Raw genomic sequence first — 19015 nt, forward strand, 5'->3', positions numbered from 1 at the left:
CTCGATTAGCCTTACTCTCTCTTTTTTTTCGATTAAACATTACTGTCTAATCGTGCTGTCAATTCAATATGTCTATGAACGTGTCTTCTTGTTTTTAACTGAACTTGTTTCAGTTTCTTATATAACTCTACAATTAAAATCGTAGACTAGCTATCTAAGCGGGTGCAAAAGTACAACTTCTTTTTGATTAGGCAAGCTTTTCGAAAAAAAAATTAATTTTCTTTTTTTTTTACTCTCCTAATCCCAGTTTTGTCGCTTGCGGAGGGCAAAGATACTACTCTTTTTTCTCTCCTTCCAAATCTTTTTACAGATTTTTTTTAACTCCAATTTTCTACAGAACGTCGCTCTCAATGCGGGTGCAAAAGTAGTACTCTTTTTGGGCTTTCCAAATCTTTTTGTAACTCTTTTTGAAAGTTTTTTTTAAGAGGCTGATTTGTCGCTGTTTGCAAATGAAAGTTTTTTAGCTCTGATTAATTCTGCCACCTTTGATGCTTTATCCATACACTATCCATACTTTATCCATACTTCAACTATACAGTATTTATGGAGTTGACCCGTCCTTTGAACCGTCCTAAAATAACGCAATATCTGGTTTTTGTCACAAAGAAATCAAGGCACAAAGCTTTGGAAAACTTGTCAAGGGAACGCAGATTGGACGGATCTGCCTGCCGGCAGGCAGGTTAGCTGAAGCTAAACGCGGACTTTCATAGATTTGCATCGCTTCGCTATGATGGATTGGAGTGGATTATGGATAGTGGTAATGAAAAAAATCTCACGGAAACCACGGAAGGATTGCTTCGCTAGAATGGAATTAGGATGAACTTCATGGAATTTTACGTCTAAAACCATTTGCAAGTAGATTAGATAACTAGCTAATTTCTTTTGTAGCATTGATATTTTGGCTGTCAAATTACTGAACGAAAGGTTTCAAGCTGTTTCACCTTAGCATTATAGTAAAAATTAAGCTATTTATTTTTTGTTTTTTTGTCTTGCATTGAAGTGTTTTACACTTTTTTTATTGAAGCGAAAAACAAAGATACTTACATATACTTTAGCTTTTTTTGAAATGCACAGCAGAGCTACAGATTAACAAACAGTAAAAAAATGAAAAAAAGACCATTTTGTAGCCAATTGAAAAAAGTTTTAACTGCGTCATCATATCTCTTACAAACTATTTTTTTCACCGTTTTAATTTTCTTTTCAATAAGACAATTTCTTATTCAAAGCGATTTGATAAAAAATATGCAATCTGTATCAATCTACTATATAACTAAGCTGAAACACTAAAACACTTTGTTAGCACAGATTGCGTGAAGGATTGTAGTGGAAAGCCCGGAACAAAAAAACACCAATTTTCTAAAGCCGAATAAGCGACCAAAGGAAGCTCTATTTGGGTTATAGAAAATGGTGTTTTTTGTGAGGACTTGAAGCAGAAAGCCTGACCCTTGTGGGCACGCCCAAAAAAATCCCAACCTGAAAAGATTGGGATTATGTATTTTAGAATCTGCTATACTGAAATGTATTCAGCCTTGCCAGCTGATAAAGAACCTGAGGCAAGTTCAGATTAGATGATTAGCATAGCATCACCATAGGAGTAGAATTTGTATTTTTCTTTGATTGCTTCTTCGTAGGCTTTTTTCATTAAATCATGTCCGCAGAAAGCTGAAATCATCATTAATAAGGTTGATTTTGGTGTGTGGAAATTGGTTACCATACAATTCGCAATACTGAAATCGTAAGGCGGATAGATGAATTTGTTTGTCCAACCTTCAAACGGATTCATTGTTCTGGCTGATGATACTGATGATTCGATGGCTCTCATGGAAGTTGTTCCTACGCAGCAAATTCGTTTTTTGTGAGTTAGCGCATTGTTTACGATATCGCAGGCTTGTTGTGTAATAATTAGCTCTTCAGAGTCCATTTTATGTTTAGACAAATCTTCTACCTCAACAGGGTTAAATGTACCGAGACCAACATGGAGGGTTACTTCGGCAAAATCAACTCCTTTAATTTCAAGGCGTTTCATTAGGTGTTTAGAGAAATGTAGTCCGGCGGTTGGTGCGGCTACAGCTCCTTCTACTTTAGCGTAGATGGTTTGGTACCGTTCTTCGTCTTCCGGAGTTACTTCTCTGGTGATGTATTTTGGGATTGGGGTTTCGCCCAGTTCGGTTAATTTATTTCTGAATTCGTCATACGAACCATCGTATAAAAAGCGTAATGTTCTTCCGCGCGAGGTTGTATTGTCGATTACTTCGGCTACTAATGAATCATCATCTCCGAAGTACAATTTATTTCCGATACGGATTTTTCGGGCCGGATCAACCAAAACATCCCAAAGGCGTTGTTCGGCGTTAAGTTCTCGCAATAAAAATACTTCGATTCTAGCACCAGTTTTTTCTTTGTTTCCGTATAAACGAGCTGGAAAAACTTTGGTATTGTTCATAATCATTACATCACCATCGTCGAAATAGTTGATGATGTCTTTGAATGTTTTATGTTCGATTGTTTTTTTTGCTCTGTCGATTACCATTAAACGTGATTCGTCACGATTTTCTGCAGGGTATTCGGCCAATAATTCGGTTGGAAGATTGAATTGAAAATGAGATAATTTCATTTAAAAAGGTTTAAAGTTTAAAAGTTTAAAAGTTTAAGGGTTATTTCCTTACACATTTAAAATTCAGGTTGCAAATATACGATTGTGAAATAGGCGTTGTCAAGTGTTTTGAGGTTTATTTTTAGTGGAAAGGTGCTAAGGTGCTAAGGGACTCAGGTTATGCGTTTTTTTGAGATGTAAATATTGTACTATTCCACAACTTGAAATTCGAAATTTTTTAAATCTTCCCAAAAAGTGGGGTATGATTTGGAGACAACTTCGGCATTTTGAATGATGATGGGAACTTTTAGGGCGAGTGGTGCAAAAGCCATGGCCATGCGGTGATCTTGGTAGGTTGCTATGGAAACGTTTTCGATTATTTTTTCTGAAGGTTGTAATGTAAGACTATCATTAGTAACCGAAATGTTTGCTCCAAGTTTAGAGAGTTCGGTTTTTAAAGCTTCTAATCTATCGGTTTCTTTGATTTTTAAGGTATGTAATCCTGCAAGGTGGCAGCCAATTCCGAGTCCGAAACAAGTTACGGCGATGGTTTGGGCGATGTCGGGGGAGTTGTTTAGGTTAAAGGTTATAGGTGATGGGTGATGGGTGTTTGCTTTTGATATTGTAATTGCCTGATTGTCATTGAAAACGGTTTCTACTCCGAAACTTTTATAGATTTCGATTAGAGCGGCGTCGCCTTGCAGGCTGTTTTTCTTGTAGCTTGACAGTGTTATTTGGGTTCCGATTTCGGATAATGCAATTATGGAGTACCAATAGGATGCAGAACTCCAATCAGACTCAATGGTTACTGTTTGCGGGTTGTGGGTTACGGGTTGCGGGTTGACTTTTATTACATTATTTTCGAACGAAGTTTCAACGCCGATTTCGTTTAGCAATGCCAATGTCATATTGATGTATGGAACGGATGTGATTTCGCCTTCGAGAGTTAGTTTTAGACCGTTTTCGAGTTTTGGAGCGATTAATAGCAAAGCGGAAATATATTGACTGCTGACGTTTGCCGGAAGTGAAACGTTGTTTTTTGTTATTTTTTTTCCTTTGATTTTGATGGGTGGAAAACCTTCATTTTCTTCGTAGGTGATTTCGGCTCCCAATTGATTTAAGGCATCGACTAGAATTTTGATTGGTCGTTCTTTCATTCGAGAGGAGCCGTTTAGAACGACTTCATTTCCTTCTTGAACGGCAAAAAAAGCGGTGAGGAATCGCATGGCGGTGCCGGCGTGGTGGATGTCTATTTCGGTTGTCGGTTTTCCGTTGTCGGTTGTCCGTTGTCGGTTGTCGGTTGTTGGTTGTTGGATTGCTTTTAGCATTACTTCACTATCATCGGAATTAGAGGTGTTTTCTAATTTGATGTTGGGATAGAGTGCTTGTAACAGCAATAATCGGTTGGTTTCTGATTTGGAACCGGTGATTTTTAGTTGAAGGTTGCGGGTTGCGGGTTGCGGGTTATAGGTTAATTTTGTATTCATTATTTAGTGACAACTTTTAGTCCGATTATTGAGATGATTAATGTGCTGATGAAAAAAACTCGCCAGAAAGTGGCTGGTTCTTTAAAAACGAAGATTCCTACGAGTACACTTCCTACTGCACCGATTCCGGTCCATACTGCATACGCGGTTCCGATGGGAAGAACTTTAGTCACTTTTACCAACAGAATCATGCTAATCGCCAGACAAACTAAAAATCCGCCATACCAAATCCACATCGTTGTTCCTGTCGTTTCTTTGGCTTTGCCTAAACAGGTTGCGAAAGCAACTTCAAATAATCCGGCTATAATAAGGAGAATCCACTTCATTTTTGTTTTTTTCGGTTTCTTATTTTTTCAAAGATAAACAATTCGGCTAAAGCCATGGAAACTCCCCAAAAAATCACGAAAAACCATGGACTATGATTTTCATCTTCCAAGAAGAACATCATTAACCATCCAATAAATCCATAAATCACCAGAGCAGTTATAAAATGTATAAGTTTCGTTTTCAAACTTATTTCAATTTTTCGTTATTCTGATGACGATCGTGGTCGCGATTGGTTTTTATCTCTAATTTTTTATCGAAAGCGGCCTGCAAATCGATTCCGGTTTGGTTGGCGAGACACAAAACTACAAAAACTACATCGGCTAATTCTTCGCCAAGGTCTTTGTTTTTATCGCTTTCTTTTTCGGATTGTTCACCATAACGACGGGCTATAATTCGAGCCACCTCACCTACTTCTTCGGTAAGTTGAGCCATATTGGTTAATTCGTTGAAATAACGAACGCCGTGGTTTTTGATCCAGTTATCTACGTCGAGTTGGGCGTTTTTGAGGTTCATAAATTAAAGTTTTTTCAAAATTATCTTTTGGTTTTGCTTCTCTATCATGTTTTTGAAAAAAAGTTTGGTTGATTCATAATAAATTGACGGTACAATAGACTCGTTTATATCTAAAACTGAAACTACTTGAATAATATTTCCTTTCAAAACACAATTAAATTTAAAAGATATTAAATTATCTTCCAGTACAAGATTTTTAGATTCCGGGAGATATATCATTTCGTATCCCTCAGGAATTGTAAATGACACTGTATTTTTATCTTGTCTCGGAAATATGAAATCTATAGGGTATTGTCTTTTTTCAATTTTGAAAGGATTATCGGTTTCCGTCAAAAACAATAATGGTGAGATATAAATTTTAGAATCTATCCTTTCAACTAACTGATTTGATTTAAAAGAAAAATCTTCTATTATTGGCTTATCTTTTTCAATTTCATTAGATAAATTATATTCGTCAACATCAATTTCTTGGTAGTTTTTCTCTACTCTTTCACTATTTGAAGTAGTGCTCAACTTAGCATAATTCTCGCGAAAATCATAAGCATAATAATCAAAATATTGTTTTCTTACTCTTCCTTGAATTTCTAAATCTTCAGTAAATTGGAATAGAACAGTATTATTTTGTTTTGATTGAAAATTAGGTATTAAATTAATTTCTAATGATTCTCCATCAGGCTTTATCATTCTTCCCACCCAATTTATTGACCTAAAAGGTAAGCTGTTTTTGGTTGTGTTTTTGGTTGTAGCGTCTAATAGTATTAGCTCTCCATTTTGTTCTACACCACATATTACATAATTATAGGCCGTTCTGTTGGGGAAAATGGCAATTCCATTTGATCTAGTACTTACTAATATTGGATTGGCATTAAATCCAGCATATCTTAAAAAGGCTGTTAACATTAGGTTGATTTCGGCTACATTTCCAGATTTTTCTTTGTAGGCCTTCTTGACTCCTGAATCACATAGGTAACCATATCGTTGATTCCAATTCATGCGCATTTGCACAAAACTAAAGATTGAATTTAACAAATTATCCTGCGATTTCTTTTCTGCTATTATCTTGTTAATTTCCTCTTCAAAATACGCACTTTGGGATAATTCTTTTCCAAAATTATTATTTTCATAGATGGACTTGGACACATCTTCCCAAGTTATCGCTAAATTTTTTAAACTACCGTCAGATTGTTTAATTGAAGCCAACTCATAACTAACAGACGAGATGTAATTAGTAACATTTGAAACATATTTTTCTTCGGTAAACGATGGCACATTAGCGACTTTGTAAACCGTTACCAACTCATTGAAATTCTGGTTTGCATTTCGTTGAACTGTCTCGGTCTTATTTACTTCTAAATATGGTTTTAACAGCACATTGTATCTATAATATTCAGGTGTATGAACTACATACTCTGAATATAAAACAGGTATTTTATACTGAAAAAACCACTCTTGGAGTGAAGTTATGTAAGGGGATTTTATAGTATATTTATATTCAATAATTGATCCCTCTTTTACGTTAGGCATTGAAATTTTTCTAAATTCCCAGTTTTCATTTATTTTTTCTTTAAACTCTCCTTCACTTTTCAATTTAGTTTTTTCAATTTTATTACCCTCCCAATTGTAAGTATATGCATCGGAAAAATAAATAGATCCTGACCTTCCTCCAATATAAAACGGAACTTGATGGTTAGCCCATTCATAACCTTCCTTTGAATAAATCTTAATTTTAGTTTCAACTTCTGTTGTCAAGACTGCATAACCTTGTGCATCAAAATCAATTGAATTTTTTCCTTTCATAAAAATGATTTCCGCTGATGCGTTTGGGTCTAATTTAGGTGCATTCTCTTTCAGTTCAAACTCTGTCACTTTTCCAAGTTTAGTTGTTTGAGAAAATCCAACATGGATATTGAAAGTTAAAATTAAAATAAGAACTTTGATGATTTTCATAACAATTAAATTAGATTTTGCTTACTATTACTTTTTCGTCGTTTTTTTCTACTACAGCTTTAAAAAAACTTTTTAACATTTCGTAATAAACAGGAGCCACAATTGCTTGATTAATATCAACATTCGCAATCAATTGAATAACATTACCTACTTGTTTAATATTGTATTTAAACACAATGACTTCATCCTCGAACATTACATTTGAGGCATTTGGTAGGTGTTCAATTTTGTAACCATCCGGTATCGTAATCGATATGGCATATTTATCATTTCGGGGAAAAATAAAATCTATAGGATATTCACGAGAATCTAGTTTAAACGGGTTTTCGGGTATTGCGAAAAACAACATCGGTGAAAAATATATTTTATCAGCTATAATTTCTGCTAAATTAGCATGTGTAAATGAAAAATCACGGATTATAGGTTTTGATAATTCAGCTTCATTAGTTACGTTAAAATCTGAAACTTCAATTCCGGTGTGCCTTTTTTCAATTTGTTCGATACTAGATTCTTTTGATAATCCAAAGCTGGAATTTCTGTGTAAAAAAGCATTGTACTCCGATTCTAAAATTCTTGCTTGCCCTGTTATTGTCGCGTCTTCATTTAACGAGACTAAAACAGTTGTAACTTCTTTAGATATGAAATTTGGGATTAAATTTACAGCCGTTGAGCTTCCATTCTTGCGTATCAGTCTACCATTCCAATTAAGTGTTTCTATTGGCAAAATATTAGGCGTTGTAAATTTATTCGTTGCATCTAACAAAATTAATCCATCTGGCACTTCTACAGCGACAATTACATAGTTAAATGCTGTTCTGTTAGGATATAAAGGAATTCCATTTGATCTAGTGCTGAGTAAAACAGGGTTTGCATCTACTCCAGCATATCGAAGCATTGATAAAAGAAGTAAATTAATGTCGGCCGTATTACCCGATTTTTGAACGTATGCTTTTTTTAATCCTTCATCGGTTACATAACCATATCGTTGATTCCAATTCATGTGTTTTTTAACATAATTAAAAATCGTAAAAGCCCTTGTATTTATATCTGAGACACTACTAACTAAAGAATTAATATCTGCTTCAAAAAAAGAGGTACGCTTTAATTCTTCGCCAAAATTTTCACTGTCATAAATTGTTTTAGCAACTGTTTCCCAGTTTGTTGCATAATCATCGTATCCACTATTCGGCATTCTTCGTCCGGCCAATTCGTGATGAAGTGCCACTTTGTAATTATCTATATTATTTACAAAAATTTCATTTTTTATAGCAGGAATATTTTTTAGGACATAAGATGTTTTGGATACCATAAAATCAATAGAATTTGTAATTCTCTTTGGCATTCCTTGTGACATTCCTGGAATTACATTTTCTGTATAAGTGTAATTTATTGTGCGAGGGATTTTTGTGCTTTTTACTTCAAGAGACAATGTCCCTTTTTGATGCAAATTGTAGAAAAAATATTCCGGAATGTAAGTATTATACTCAGAATAATTTACAGGTATTGTTTTTTGAAAATCCCAAACCGGAAAATTTGTTATGTAAGGAGATTTAATTTCAACTCTATATTCTACAATAGAGCCTTCTTTAACGTCGGATAATGCAATTTTTTTCTTAGACCAATTGCTATTTATTTTTTCTGTAAACTCCGAAGAACCTTTCATTTTAATTTTATCAACTTTTCCATCTACTTCATTGTATGTATATGCTTTGGAAATTACCACTCTTTCTGAGGCTCCACTACTTGGCGTATAATAGGGGATTTCAAAATTCCCAAAATCATAGCCCTCTTTAGAGTAGATTTTAATTTTTGATTCAATTATTGTTGAGATATAAAAACCATCTGATTCGGTATATTCAAACGTAGTTGTACCTTTTTGAAATAAATAAGCTGCAGTTGCAGTAAGATCATCTGGATGAGCTTTTTGATTAAGTTCACTAAGCGTTACATTTCCTAATTCTATTTTTTGAGCATACGAAAATGCAAAAACGAAAACAACTAAACATATAGTGTAAATATTTTTCATGTGTGAAAATTTAAGATTTTAATAAACTAATTTTTGAGTTGTCATTTCTTGCAATTTGTTCTCTGAATTTTCGAAATTCTTCATAATCTTCTTTTTCAAACACACCTTCATTCATGATTAAGTCTCTTTTAAAAATAACTTTATCTTCCAAATACTCAAATGAAATGGAATACGAACCAAATTTTGATACAATATCTACGTCATTGGGCTTTGCTTCAATTAAGTAATCATTGGGCAAAGTGATAATTATATAATCGTTATCGTGATATCCTCTTGGGATTTCAAAAGCATTGTTTCGATTTTTATATTTGGGTGGAACAGCACTGTTTTGGTTGAAGGCATTTAAAGCGAAAAGTAATCTATTGCCATTCTTATTTGCATAATTCTCGGCACTTAACGTTATGTTTTCTGTAAATTGAATTTGTGATTTATCATTTTGAAATTGAATTTGATTTAATTTTAAATTAGGGATCGTACTAAAATAATTTTTATAAAATTTTTCCTTATCAATCACAGATTGATTTTCAAGTTCATATTTATTTTGGTATTGAAAACCTGAAGATGTAATTGAAACTTGACCGGAAATTGAACCATTAGATTGTAAATTATAACTACCAATTGTCTCTTGCTTATTTTGATTTTTTAGATAGACATTAGTTCTTATTAACTTACCGCCTTCTGGTTTCACTAAGAGTGCTAATCTATCATCTGTATCATTGGCTTGAAAATTAAAAGGGATGTTCTGGCTAGTGCACTCCATCCAATAAATTGATTCATTATAAGGAATCCCCAAAATAACATGATTTCCTTGCATGGTGACGAAATTTTCATCTATATCTTCTTTTTCGGACCCCCTGTAAACAACACTGTAAAATGATTCAACACCCACAACTTTCAAGAGAGCTCTTGCGTAGTTTGCCAATGCTTTACAATCTCCATATCCGAGACGGTCAACATCTTTTGCGTCCATTGGTTTCCAACCTCCAATTCCTAACTGAATACTAACATATCGAGTATTGTTTTGTATGTATTTAAAAACAATGTGTGCTATTTTCAATGGATCTTTTTCTTCACCTACTATGCTTTTAATTTTTTGTACTGCAGTTTCAGGTAATATATCTGTTCCATTTAATAACGTTGAGTACATCCATTTACCAAAAGAATTCCAAGTTTCAGCTTCGCCATCAACTCCTTCTAAATGAAACTTAGTAAGCCCAAATAATACACTAGGTACCATTTTTTGAAAAGGTGGTGAATATTCTTCTCTTTTGTTTGCTGAAATATTCTCAATGAAAAATGTTAATGAGCTACTATTTTCAATTTTTTCTATTTTGGAACCTTCGCTATTCAACTCTTTAAATTTGAGTCCCAATTCGGGTAAAACAAAATATGACAATTCTGATTTTTCAATACTTACATAATAATCTTCATAGGGCTTAAAAATAGGTAAAAATGCAGTATTTGATGTTTCTACTTCCGATTTAAATACCATTGTAAAAGGATATTGTATTGGAGTATAATCCAAATACAAGATTCTGTTATCTCCAATAATTGAAAAGCCATCTGCAAGGCTTTGATCTCTGAAATCTTTCCTTTTAATCTTTCTTAATTCCTCACCAAGAGCATTATAAATTATTGCTTCAATTGATTTTATTTTAGTAGAGTTATCATAGTGAGATGCAGCTTTCATATGTTTTAATCCATATTCATTGAATACCGTTACAATTCGTTCTGAAGCAATTTTCATCGATTTATTTGAAGATATTGTAACATTGATTTTGCTTAACCTTACGCAAGCATTGGCATTTTCTTTTAACTCATTTGGAATCGTGAGGTAATAGAGATTTTGTGCTGAAACAGATGACGCAAAAGTGAAACAAAAACAAAAGAGTTGAAGTAGGTTCCTCATGTAAAATAAATTTTACTCAAACAAAATTAATTGCCTGAAATTTTAATATTTAATGTTTTTGTTTTTGGAAATTCTAAAAAGTCAAATATAAATTAAATCTTATAAAAAACAAGTTTTACTCTCTATTTTTTGTATCCATAATTATCGTAACCGGACCATCATTTAAAATTGCTACTTTCATGTCTGCTCCAAATTGACCGGTTTGAATTTGCCTCCCTAATTCTTTTTCTATTTGTTGGATAAATTTCTCATAAATCGGAATCGCAATTTCAGGTTTTGCCGCTTTACTATATGAGGGGCGATTCCCTTTTTTGGTAGAAGCATGAAGCGTAAATTGACTTACCACAATCACATCGCCATCACTATCTTTAATCGATAAATTCATGACCTCATTTTCATCACCAAAAATGCGAAGATTGACAATTTTTGTCGAAAGCCATTCCATATCTTCCGTTGTATCGGCTTCTTCAATTCCCACCAATACTAACAAACCTTTGTGAATGGAAGCAACAACTTTTTCTTCGATGGTTACACTTGATTGTGCAACTCTTTGGATGACTGCTTTCATGATAACTTTCGATTAAAATAGGGCACCAAGTACGAATAATTATTTATTTCTTGTTTCATCGCTAGCAATTCGATCTTCATTATAATTATCTGTTCGGTAACTTTCGTCATCGCCTTCTAAAATTTTCAGGTAGCTATTGTATCTCGACCATGAAATTTCATCTTTTTCTAATGCTTCTTTGACGGCACATTTTGGTTCATCTTTATGCAGACAATTATTGAATTTACATTGGTCTTTTAATTTGAAAAATTCTGGAAAATAGCCGCTAATTTCTTCTTTCTCCATATCAACGATACCAAACCCTTTTATGCCTGGCGTGTCGATGATTTTTGCTCCAAATGATAAATCATACATTTCTGCAAAAGTTGTTGTGTGTTGGCCTTGCATACTTTGTTCAGAAATTGTTTTGGTTTTCAGATGTAACGCAGGTTCTAAGGCATTCACTAATGTCGATTTTCCTACACCAGAATGACCAGAAAACATGGTGGTTTTCCCTCGCATAAACTCTTTTAATTCTTCAATTCCTTTTTCCTCCGTAGAAGAAACTCGTAGGCATTTATATCCGACTTGTTGATAAATATATTGCATGTAAAGCTGCTCATCGGAAGTTAAATCGTTGAATGTATCGATTTTATTAAAAACCAGAATTGTTTCGATACCATAGGCTTCGGCTGTTACTAAAAATCGATCGATAAAATTTGTGGTAGTCGGCGGATTATTGATTGTTATTAATAAAAATACATAATCTACGTTAGATGCAATAATGTGCATTTGATGTGATAGATTAACCGATTTTCGAACGATGTAATTCTTTCGTTCGTGAATGTTATGAATTGTGCCTGTGATAGCATCGGAAGTTTCATCAATTTCAAAATCAACCACATCACCTACCGCGATTGGGTTGGTACTTTTGATTCCTTTTATGCGGAATTTTCCTTTAATCCTGCAATCATAAAATTGATTGTCTTCGGCTTTAACGGTATACCAACTTCCGGTAGATTTATAAACTATTCCTGTCATGAGGCAAAGATATTACAAATCTTTTTAAGAAAATTTATAATGTAAAAAAACAAAGGAGTTGTCAATGACGACAACTCCTTTGTTTTTTTATCAAAGAACTTATTTAGTATCTGTAAGCAACACCTTTTTTAATGGCTTGAGAACCTCCAAGAGAATTCGAACTCGCACCAACTGTTGTTTTATCAGCAGTTTGCAAAATAAACGGGCAACCCATTGCTGCTGCAGCCATTTTTAACTTTTTTTCTGCTTTTTTATCCCCCGTGTTTCCCGTGTGATAATTAATCAAACCTGTTTTTCCTCTAATTTCCTCTGCTTTTTTTAAACCAGCGATATACGATTTTTCTTCAAGAATAACAACTTTTTCCCAGTCCTGCTCTCCGTTCACTACAATTTTATCAGTCACTTCTTCAACGCGGCCGGTTTTTCCATAAACAATTTTTTCAATTGCATATTTACCAATAACGTTTTCAGCATCTTCACCGTCATATTTAAATACAACAGTATATTCTTCTACTCGAGTTACTTTTCCGTCAACAGTTTCTCCATTGTGCTTATGGATTTTATCAACTTGAGCATTTAACATGGCACTAAAAGATAATAGTGCTACAAAAATAGTTTTCTTCATTTTTTATGTGATTAAATTTATAAGGTGCGATATTACAAAAAATAGAATTCACATTGATAAAAATTTTAAAAAAAATCATTCTTTTAATTGTATTTCTGTCAACTATTTATAATTTTCTCTTGATGATCGATACTTTCTTGATGAATTGCTTTGAAAAGTTGCACAATAAAATCTTCACTCAGTCCTTTTAACTTTCCTTCATAAATCATTTTATCTAAAATTTCCTGCCATCTTTTGTTTTGTAAAATAGCCACATTTTTCTCTTTTTTCAATCCACCAATTTGGTCGGCAATTTTCATTCTTCCCCCTAAAATCTCAAGAATTTTACTGTCAAACTCATCTATTTGAGTTCGTAATTTGTGCATTCGCATCGTGTAATCATCGGCTTCATCGGTTTCTTTACGAACACGCAAATCGTGAAAAATTTTCTTTAAAACCGCTGGTGTAACTTGTTGAGCCGCGTCACTCCAAGCATTATCCGGATCAATATGTGTTTCAATAATCAATCCGTCATAATTCAAATCCAACGCTTGTTGCGAGACTTCCTGAATCATATCGCGTTTTCCGGTAATGTGTGAAGGATCACAAATCAGAGGCAAATCAGGAAATTTATTTTGAAAATCAATCGCAATTTGCCACTCCGGATTGTTGCGGTATTTTGTTTTTTCATAGGTTGAAAATCCTCGGTGAATCACGCCTAATTTTTTGATATTAGCATTATACAAGCGTTCTAAACCACCAATCCATAAAGATAAATCGGGGTTTACAGGGTTTTTTAACAATACAATTTTATCGGTTCCTTCCAAAGCATCGGCGATTTCCTGAACGGCAAAAGGGTTCACAGTGGTTCGAGCACCAATCCACAGCACATCAATATCGTGTTCCAAGGCTAATTTTACGTGAGCTGCGGTGGCTACCTCAGTTGCCATCAATAGTCCGGTTTCTGCTTTGGCTTTTTGAAGCCATTTTAATCCGATGGCTCCTACTCCTTCAAATCCGCCCGGACGCGTTCGTGGTTTCCAAATTCCGGCACGAAAAATACTAACATCAGAATCTTTTAATTCACGGGCAATTTTCAATACTTGTTCTTCGGTTTCGGCACTGCAAGGTCCGGCAATTACTAACGGATGTTCTAGTTGAAAATCAGTTAACCAGTTTTTTAAATTTTTATCGTTTTCCATAGTTTCGGTTGTCGGTTATCCGTTGTCGGTTGTCGCATAACGGACAACAGACAACAGACAACCTTTTATTTTAAAATTTCTTTAATTCTATTCGTGTTTTTCATTTCGTTAAAAATGGCTTCATAATCATCCGATTCTAAAAAAGATTTAAAAGTGGATAAGTTGGCAATGTATTCTTCTAACGATTTGACAATTTGTTTTTTATTTTGTCTAAAAATGGGTGTCCACATCGCGGGTGAACTTTTGGCTAATCGAACAGTACTTTCAAATCCGCTTCCGGCCATATCGAAAATATCTTTTTCATCTTTTTCCTTTTCGATGACAGTTTTTCCTAGCATAAACGAACTAATGTGCGATAAATGTGAAACATACGCAATGTGTTTGTCGTGCGATTTGGGTTCCATATAGCGAATTCGCATGTTCAATTTTCGGAATAATTCCAATGCTTTTTCCTGTTTTTTGTATGATGTTCTTTCAATTTCACAGAGGATATTCACTTTGTCTTCAAATAAATTTTCGATGGCTGCATTGGGCCCTGAAAATTCGGTTCCTGCTATGGGATGTGTCGCTAAAAAATTGCTTCGTTTGGGATGATTTTCCACCACTTCACAAATCGGTTTTTTGGTTGAACCTACATCAATTACAATAGTATTCTCAGCAATGTTATCCAAAATTTTTGGCAAAAGTAGTAAAGCCACATCAACGGGCACAGCCAGAATGACAAAATCACCATCCAAATCATCTTTTAAATTTCCTTTTCGATGAATTAGTCCTAACGAAATTGCTTCGTTGAGATGATCTTCATTTGAATCAATTCCGATAATTAGGACGTTTTCATACAATCGCTGAATGTCCAAAGCCATTGAGCCGCCTATTAATCCTAAACCAATAATTGTTGCTTTCATACTAAAATCGAGCTAATGCTTCTTTAATTTTTTCCTCCTCAATACACAACGAAAATCGAATGTATCCTTCGCCATTACTGCCAAAAATTGTTCCTGGTGTAATGAAAATATTTTTGTTGATTAAAATTGCATCAATAAAAGCTTCGGATGAACGCTCCACTTTTGGAAGTCTAGCCCAAATGAATAATCCAACATTATTTTTATCATACGAACAACCTAATTTTTCAACCAATTGATAAAGTAAGCTCCTTCTTTTTGTATAGATTTCGTTTTGACTTTTAAACCAATTTTCATCTAAATTTAATGCTTCAATTGCTCCTTTTTGAATACCGTAAAACATGCCGCTATCCATATTGCTTTTAACTTTTAAAATGGCAGAAATAAATTCGTTTTTACCCAAAATCATTCCCACTCGCCAACCCGAAATATTGAATGATTTACTGAGTGAATTGAGTTCCATCGCCACCTCTTTTGCTCCTTCCACTTGAAGAATCGACATCGGATTATCATTCAAAACAAAACTATACGGATTATCATTTACAATTAAAATGTGATGCTTTTTCCCGAAAGCGATTAGTTTTTCAAACACTTCTTTCGTAGCATTCGCTCCCGTTGGCATGTGCGGATAGCAAACCCACATGATTTTGACTTTGGATAAATCTAATTTTTCGAGCCCTTCAAAATCGGGAAGCCAGTTATTCTCTTCCACTAAATCATAAAAAACAGGCTTTGCTTGAACTAATTCAGTTACAGCAGCATACGTAGGATAACCGGGATTTGGAATTAAAACCTCATCCGATTTATTCAAAAAAGCCATCGAAATATGCATAATTCCCTCTTTTGAACCCATTAACGGTAAAACTTCAGATGCAAAATCCATCGAAACATTAAACTGATTTTGATAGAATGTTGTCATCGCTTGTCGCAATTCGGGTAAACCCTGATAACTTTGGTATTCGTGTGCTTTTTTATCGTTCATTGAATTCTGAATTGCTTTGACCACAGATGAATGCGGCAACAAATCCGGACTTCCAATTCCCATGTTAATAATCGGTTTTCCTTCGGAAAGCATCTGATTAACTTCCCGCAATTTTTTGGAAAAATAATACTCTTGAACCGAACTTAAGCGGTCTGCCATTGTAATCATAATCGTCCGTTTTTATATTCGCCTAATACTTTGAAATGTCTGGTTATTTGTCTTAATTTTCCTTTTGCTTCTTCATAAAATTCATATTTATCAAAAACCACATCGATAAAAAATGAATATTGAAATGGGGTTTCAATGATGGGTAACGACTGGATTTTAGTCATATTCAATTGGCAATCGCTAATCATTTTCAACACAAGGGCTAAATTTCCAAGTTTATCTTCCAACTCAAATTTCAAGGAGGCTTTATTGATTTCGTTTTTTGGAATTTCTTTATTCACCGATTTTATAATCACAAAACGAGTCGTATTATTTTTTACGGTATGGATTCCGTTTGCCACAATTTCCAAATCATATAAATCCGCTGCTTTTTTACTCGCAATTGCTGCCACTCCAGGCAACTTTTGCTCTTGAATGCGTTTGGCTGTTTCGGCGGTATCGTTGCTTTCAATTAATTTGATGTGCGGATAATTTGAAAAGAAAACAGCACATTGCAACAACGCCATTGGGTGCGACTGCACTTCTTTTATATCCTCAATTGATTGCCCTTTTAACGCTAAAAGGTTGTGATGAATGTCTAAATAATATTCGCCAATAATGTGCAAATTATTATGATCGATTAAGGCGTAATTTGGAATAATTGAACCGGCGATGGAATTTTCGAGAGCCATAATTCCTTTGCTTGACGTATCATTCAGGACGTTTTTTACCAATTTTTCAAACGACATACATTCTTCCAATTGAATCGATTTGGAAAAATAATTTTCTGCCACTTGATGGTGAAATGAACCTTTTATACCTTGTATTGCTATTTTTGTTATCATAATTTCTTAATTAATGATTCTGAATTAAATTCAGCATAAAAAAAATCCCGACTCACATGGAATCGGGATTTATATTGTTTTTGAATTAAAAAATTTACCTTACATAACACAATACCAATCCCGATTTTTTCCAATAGAAAAAATAAAAGAAATTAGTGAAATAATACGTGTTATATGAAATCATCTTTTTGTTGTGATTTTGAAATGCTAATATAGTAAAATATTTAAATCAAAATACTTTTTAGAGAAAAAATGAGTTAAAAACTATACTTTTGCTTTAAATCATTGCGTATGTCTATCGAAGTTAAAAATATTTCAAAAATGTATGGTGCTCAAAAAGCATTGGATAACATTTCATTTTCAGTGAATAAAGGAGAAATCGTAGGTTTTTTAGGCCCGAATGGTGCCGGAAAATCAACATTGATGAAGATATTGACAACTTACATAACTTCTGATGAAGGAACTGCTTTGGTTAATAATTTTGATGTTTCAAATGCCAATCAAGAAGTTCAGAAAATTGTTGGCTATTTACCGGAACACAATCCGTTGTATTTAGATTTGTATGTCCGTGAGTATTTGGCTTTTAATGCGGATGTATATAAGGTTTCTAAAAGCAGAATTCAGGAAGTGATTGAATTAACCGGTTTGACTCCTGAAAGTCATAAAAAAATCGGACAATTATCAAAAGGTTATCGTCAACGAGTTGGTTTGGCTACAGCTTTACTACACAATCCTGAAGTTTTAATTTTAGATGAACCCACAACAGGATTAGACCCAAATCAATTAGTAGAAATTAGAGATTTGATAAAAAATATTGGAAAAGACAAAACTGTTTTTCTTTCCACACACATTATGCAAGAAGTTGAAGCCATTTGTGATCGTGTAATAATCATCAACAACGGGAAAATTGTAACCGATAAAAAATTAGACAAATTAATGTCTGATGAGCAAGAACAAGTAATTGAAGTAGAATTTGACAAAGCGGTTTCAGAGGGATTACTGTCAACTTTACCAAACTTTAAATCAGTGAAAAAAATAACTGCTTCTATTTGGGAAATCACTTTTATATCCTCCGAAGACATGCGTTCAAAACTATTTGATTTTGCAAATGAAAATGGTTTAAAAACACTTCAAATTCATTTAAAGAGCAAAAACTTGGAAGCTATTTTTAGAGAAAAAACGAAAAAATAATTAGTTATAAATCACTCTTCCCTGGTAGTGTTGAATAACTTCTACTTGGGATGGATTTGAATGAATCACTAAATTTCCGGTACTATATAAATCGCCTGTTACTGATTGTAAAACATTGACATGAATGTCATTAAAACCGCGGTGAAACAAGCCAAAGTTAGTTATTTCTAAATTTTCTGCTTTTACAATTCCATTTCCATTGTAAAAGCCCACAAAACAATCGTTTGTTTTTCCTGAAATGTAGTACCTGGAAACATTATTATTTCCTATGAAAAGGTTTACATTATCAATTTGAAGTGTAAAATCGCCTGTTCCGGCACCGTCTTCTCCATCACCATCTTTATCCAATGCAATTAAATTGAGTGAAGGATAAGTCAACACGCCATCTGAAACTATATTTTGTTCTGTTTTAGAACGTATTTCAATCAAATTTGGAGCTGTAATATAAACCGTTGTTTGTCCATAATCACGCACCCAGTTGCAAGTGGTTTTATCTCTTAAAAACAACGTGTTATCTCGTACCTTAACCTCAATGTCGTCGATTAAATTTTCACCCGACCGAACTTCTACTTTGTAGTTTTCGCCTTGTTTTATAACCAACCCAATTCCTTTATAAACTCTAATGTATTCAAATGGTGTAACTTCAACTTCTTTGATCACCATACTTCCTGTTGATTTGACACAATCAGCAGGGTTTTCACAGCTTAAGATCACAATTGAAAACAATAAAATAAAAATGTGCTTTTTCATAA

At 33.8% G+C, this 19015-nt stretch carries 17 protein-coding genes; 1 reads left to right on the top strand and 16 read right to left on the bottom strand.

What is annotated here, in order from left to right:
• Positions 1-1564: 1564 nt before the first annotated feature.
• From queA to B0I10_RS01745, 15 genes are all read right to left on the bottom strand, one after another.
• Entirely contained in the window at positions 1565-2614 is a 1050-nt protein-coding gene (gene queA, locus B0I10_RS01680; protein ID WP_112084766.1) for a tRNA preQ1(34) S-adenosylmethionine ribosyltransferase-isomerase QueA, read from the bottom strand.
• Between the two features lie 188 nt (positions 2615-2802).
• Complete coding sequence (gene aroA, locus B0I10_RS01685; RefSeq protein ID WP_112084767.1) at positions 2803-4080, bottom strand: 3-phosphoshikimate 1-carboxyvinyltransferase; 1278 nt, start codon at positions 4078-4080, stop codon at positions 2803-2805.
• On the bottom strand, positions 4080-4406 hold the full coding sequence (locus B0I10_RS01690) for a DMT family transporter (protein WP_112084768.1): 327 nt from the start codon (positions 4404-4406) through the stop codon (positions 4080-4082). The genes aroA and B0I10_RS01690 overlap by 1 nt, the downstream gene beginning before the upstream one ends.
• The gene (locus tag B0I10_RS15560; RefSeq protein WP_146740294.1) at positions 4403-4591 is read right to left on the bottom strand and encodes a hypothetical protein; all 189 of its coding nucleotides are present in this window, start codon (positions 4589-4591) and stop codon (positions 4403-4405) included. The genes B0I10_RS01690 and B0I10_RS15560 overlap by 4 nt, the downstream gene beginning before the upstream one ends.
• A gap of 2 nt (positions 4592-4593) precedes the next feature.
• The gene (locus tag B0I10_RS01695) at positions 4594-4920 is read right to left on the bottom strand and encodes a nucleotide pyrophosphohydrolase (protein ID WP_112084769.1); all 327 of its coding nucleotides are present in this window, start codon (positions 4918-4920) and stop codon (positions 4594-4596) included.
• 3 nt (positions 4921-4923) lie between these two features.
• Positions 4924-6867: a DUF3857 domain-containing protein gene (locus tag B0I10_RS01700; protein ID WP_112084770.1), complete on the bottom strand. Its 1944-nt coding sequence runs from the start codon at positions 6865-6867 to the stop codon at positions 4924-4926.
• A gap of 10 nt (positions 6868-6877) precedes the next feature.
• Positions 6878-8893 (bottom strand): DUF3857 domain-containing protein, encoded by a 2016-nt coding sequence (locus B0I10_RS01705; RefSeq protein WP_112084771.1) that lies wholly within the window; start codon positions 8891-8893, stop codon positions 6878-6880.
• 10 nt (positions 8894-8903) lie between these two features.
• The gene (locus tag B0I10_RS01710; RefSeq protein ID WP_245942931.1) at positions 8904-10640 is read right to left on the bottom strand and encodes a DUF3857 domain-containing protein; all 1737 of its coding nucleotides are present in this window, start codon (positions 10638-10640) and stop codon (positions 8904-8906) included.
• Between the two features lie 277 nt (positions 10641-10917).
• Positions 10918-11370 carry a D-aminoacyl-tRNA deacylase gene (gene dtd, locus B0I10_RS01715; protein WP_112084773.1) on the bottom strand — a complete coding sequence of 151 codons (453 nt, stop codon included), beginning with the start codon at positions 11368-11370 and terminating at the stop codon, positions 10918-10920.
• A gap of 39 nt (positions 11371-11409) precedes the next feature.
• Complete coding sequence (gene rsgA / locus B0I10_RS01720) at positions 11410-12390, bottom strand: ribosome small subunit-dependent GTPase A (protein ID WP_112084774.1); 981 nt, start codon at positions 12388-12390, stop codon at positions 11410-11412.
• A 103-nt stretch (positions 12391-12493) separates the two neighbouring features.
• Positions 12494-13015, bottom strand: a complete 522-nt coding sequence (locus B0I10_RS01725; protein WP_112084775.1) for a hypothetical protein — start codon at positions 13013-13015, stop codon at positions 12494-12496.
• A gap of 98 nt (positions 13016-13113) precedes the next feature.
• Complete coding sequence (locus B0I10_RS01730; RefSeq protein ID WP_112084776.1) at positions 13114-14196, bottom strand: bifunctional 3-deoxy-7-phosphoheptulonate synthase/chorismate mutase type II; 1083 nt, start codon at positions 14194-14196, stop codon at positions 13114-13116.
• Positions 14197-14261: 65 nt separating this feature from the next.
• A complete protein-coding gene (locus B0I10_RS01735; protein WP_112084777.1) occupies positions 14262-15101 on the bottom strand; it encodes a prephenate dehydrogenase in 840 nt (279 codons plus the stop codon).
• Position 15102: 1 nt separating this feature from the next.
• The gene (locus B0I10_RS01740) at positions 15103-16248 is read right to left on the bottom strand and encodes a pyridoxal phosphate-dependent aminotransferase (protein ID WP_112084778.1); all 1146 of its coding nucleotides are present in this window, start codon (positions 16246-16248) and stop codon (positions 15103-15105) included.
• Positions 16245-17072, bottom strand: a complete 828-nt coding sequence (locus tag B0I10_RS01745; protein ID WP_112084779.1) for a prephenate dehydratase — start codon at positions 17070-17072, stop codon at positions 16245-16247. Before B0I10_RS01745 ends, B0I10_RS01740 begins: the two co-directional genes overlap by 4 nt.
• Before the next feature lie 291 nt (positions 17073-17363).
• Between B0I10_RS01745 and gldA the strand changes: the two genes are divergently transcribed.
• Positions 17364-18263 (top strand): gliding motility-associated ABC transporter ATP-binding subunit GldA, encoded by a 900-nt coding sequence (gldA, locus tag B0I10_RS01750; protein ID WP_112084780.1) that lies wholly within the window; start codon positions 17364-17366, stop codon positions 18261-18263.
• Here the strand turns inward: gldA and B0I10_RS01755 are convergent, their stop codons facing one another.
• The gene (locus tag B0I10_RS01755; protein WP_112084781.1) at positions 18264-19013 is read right to left on the bottom strand and encodes a head GIN domain-containing protein; all 750 of its coding nucleotides are present in this window, start codon (positions 19011-19013) and stop codon (positions 18264-18266) included.
• Positions 19014-19015: the final 2 nt, after the last annotated feature.

The organism is Flavobacterium lacus (assembly GCF_003268815.1).
GTDB lineage: Bacteria > Bacteroidota > Bacteroidia > Flavobacteriales > Flavobacteriaceae > Flavobacterium > Flavobacterium lacus.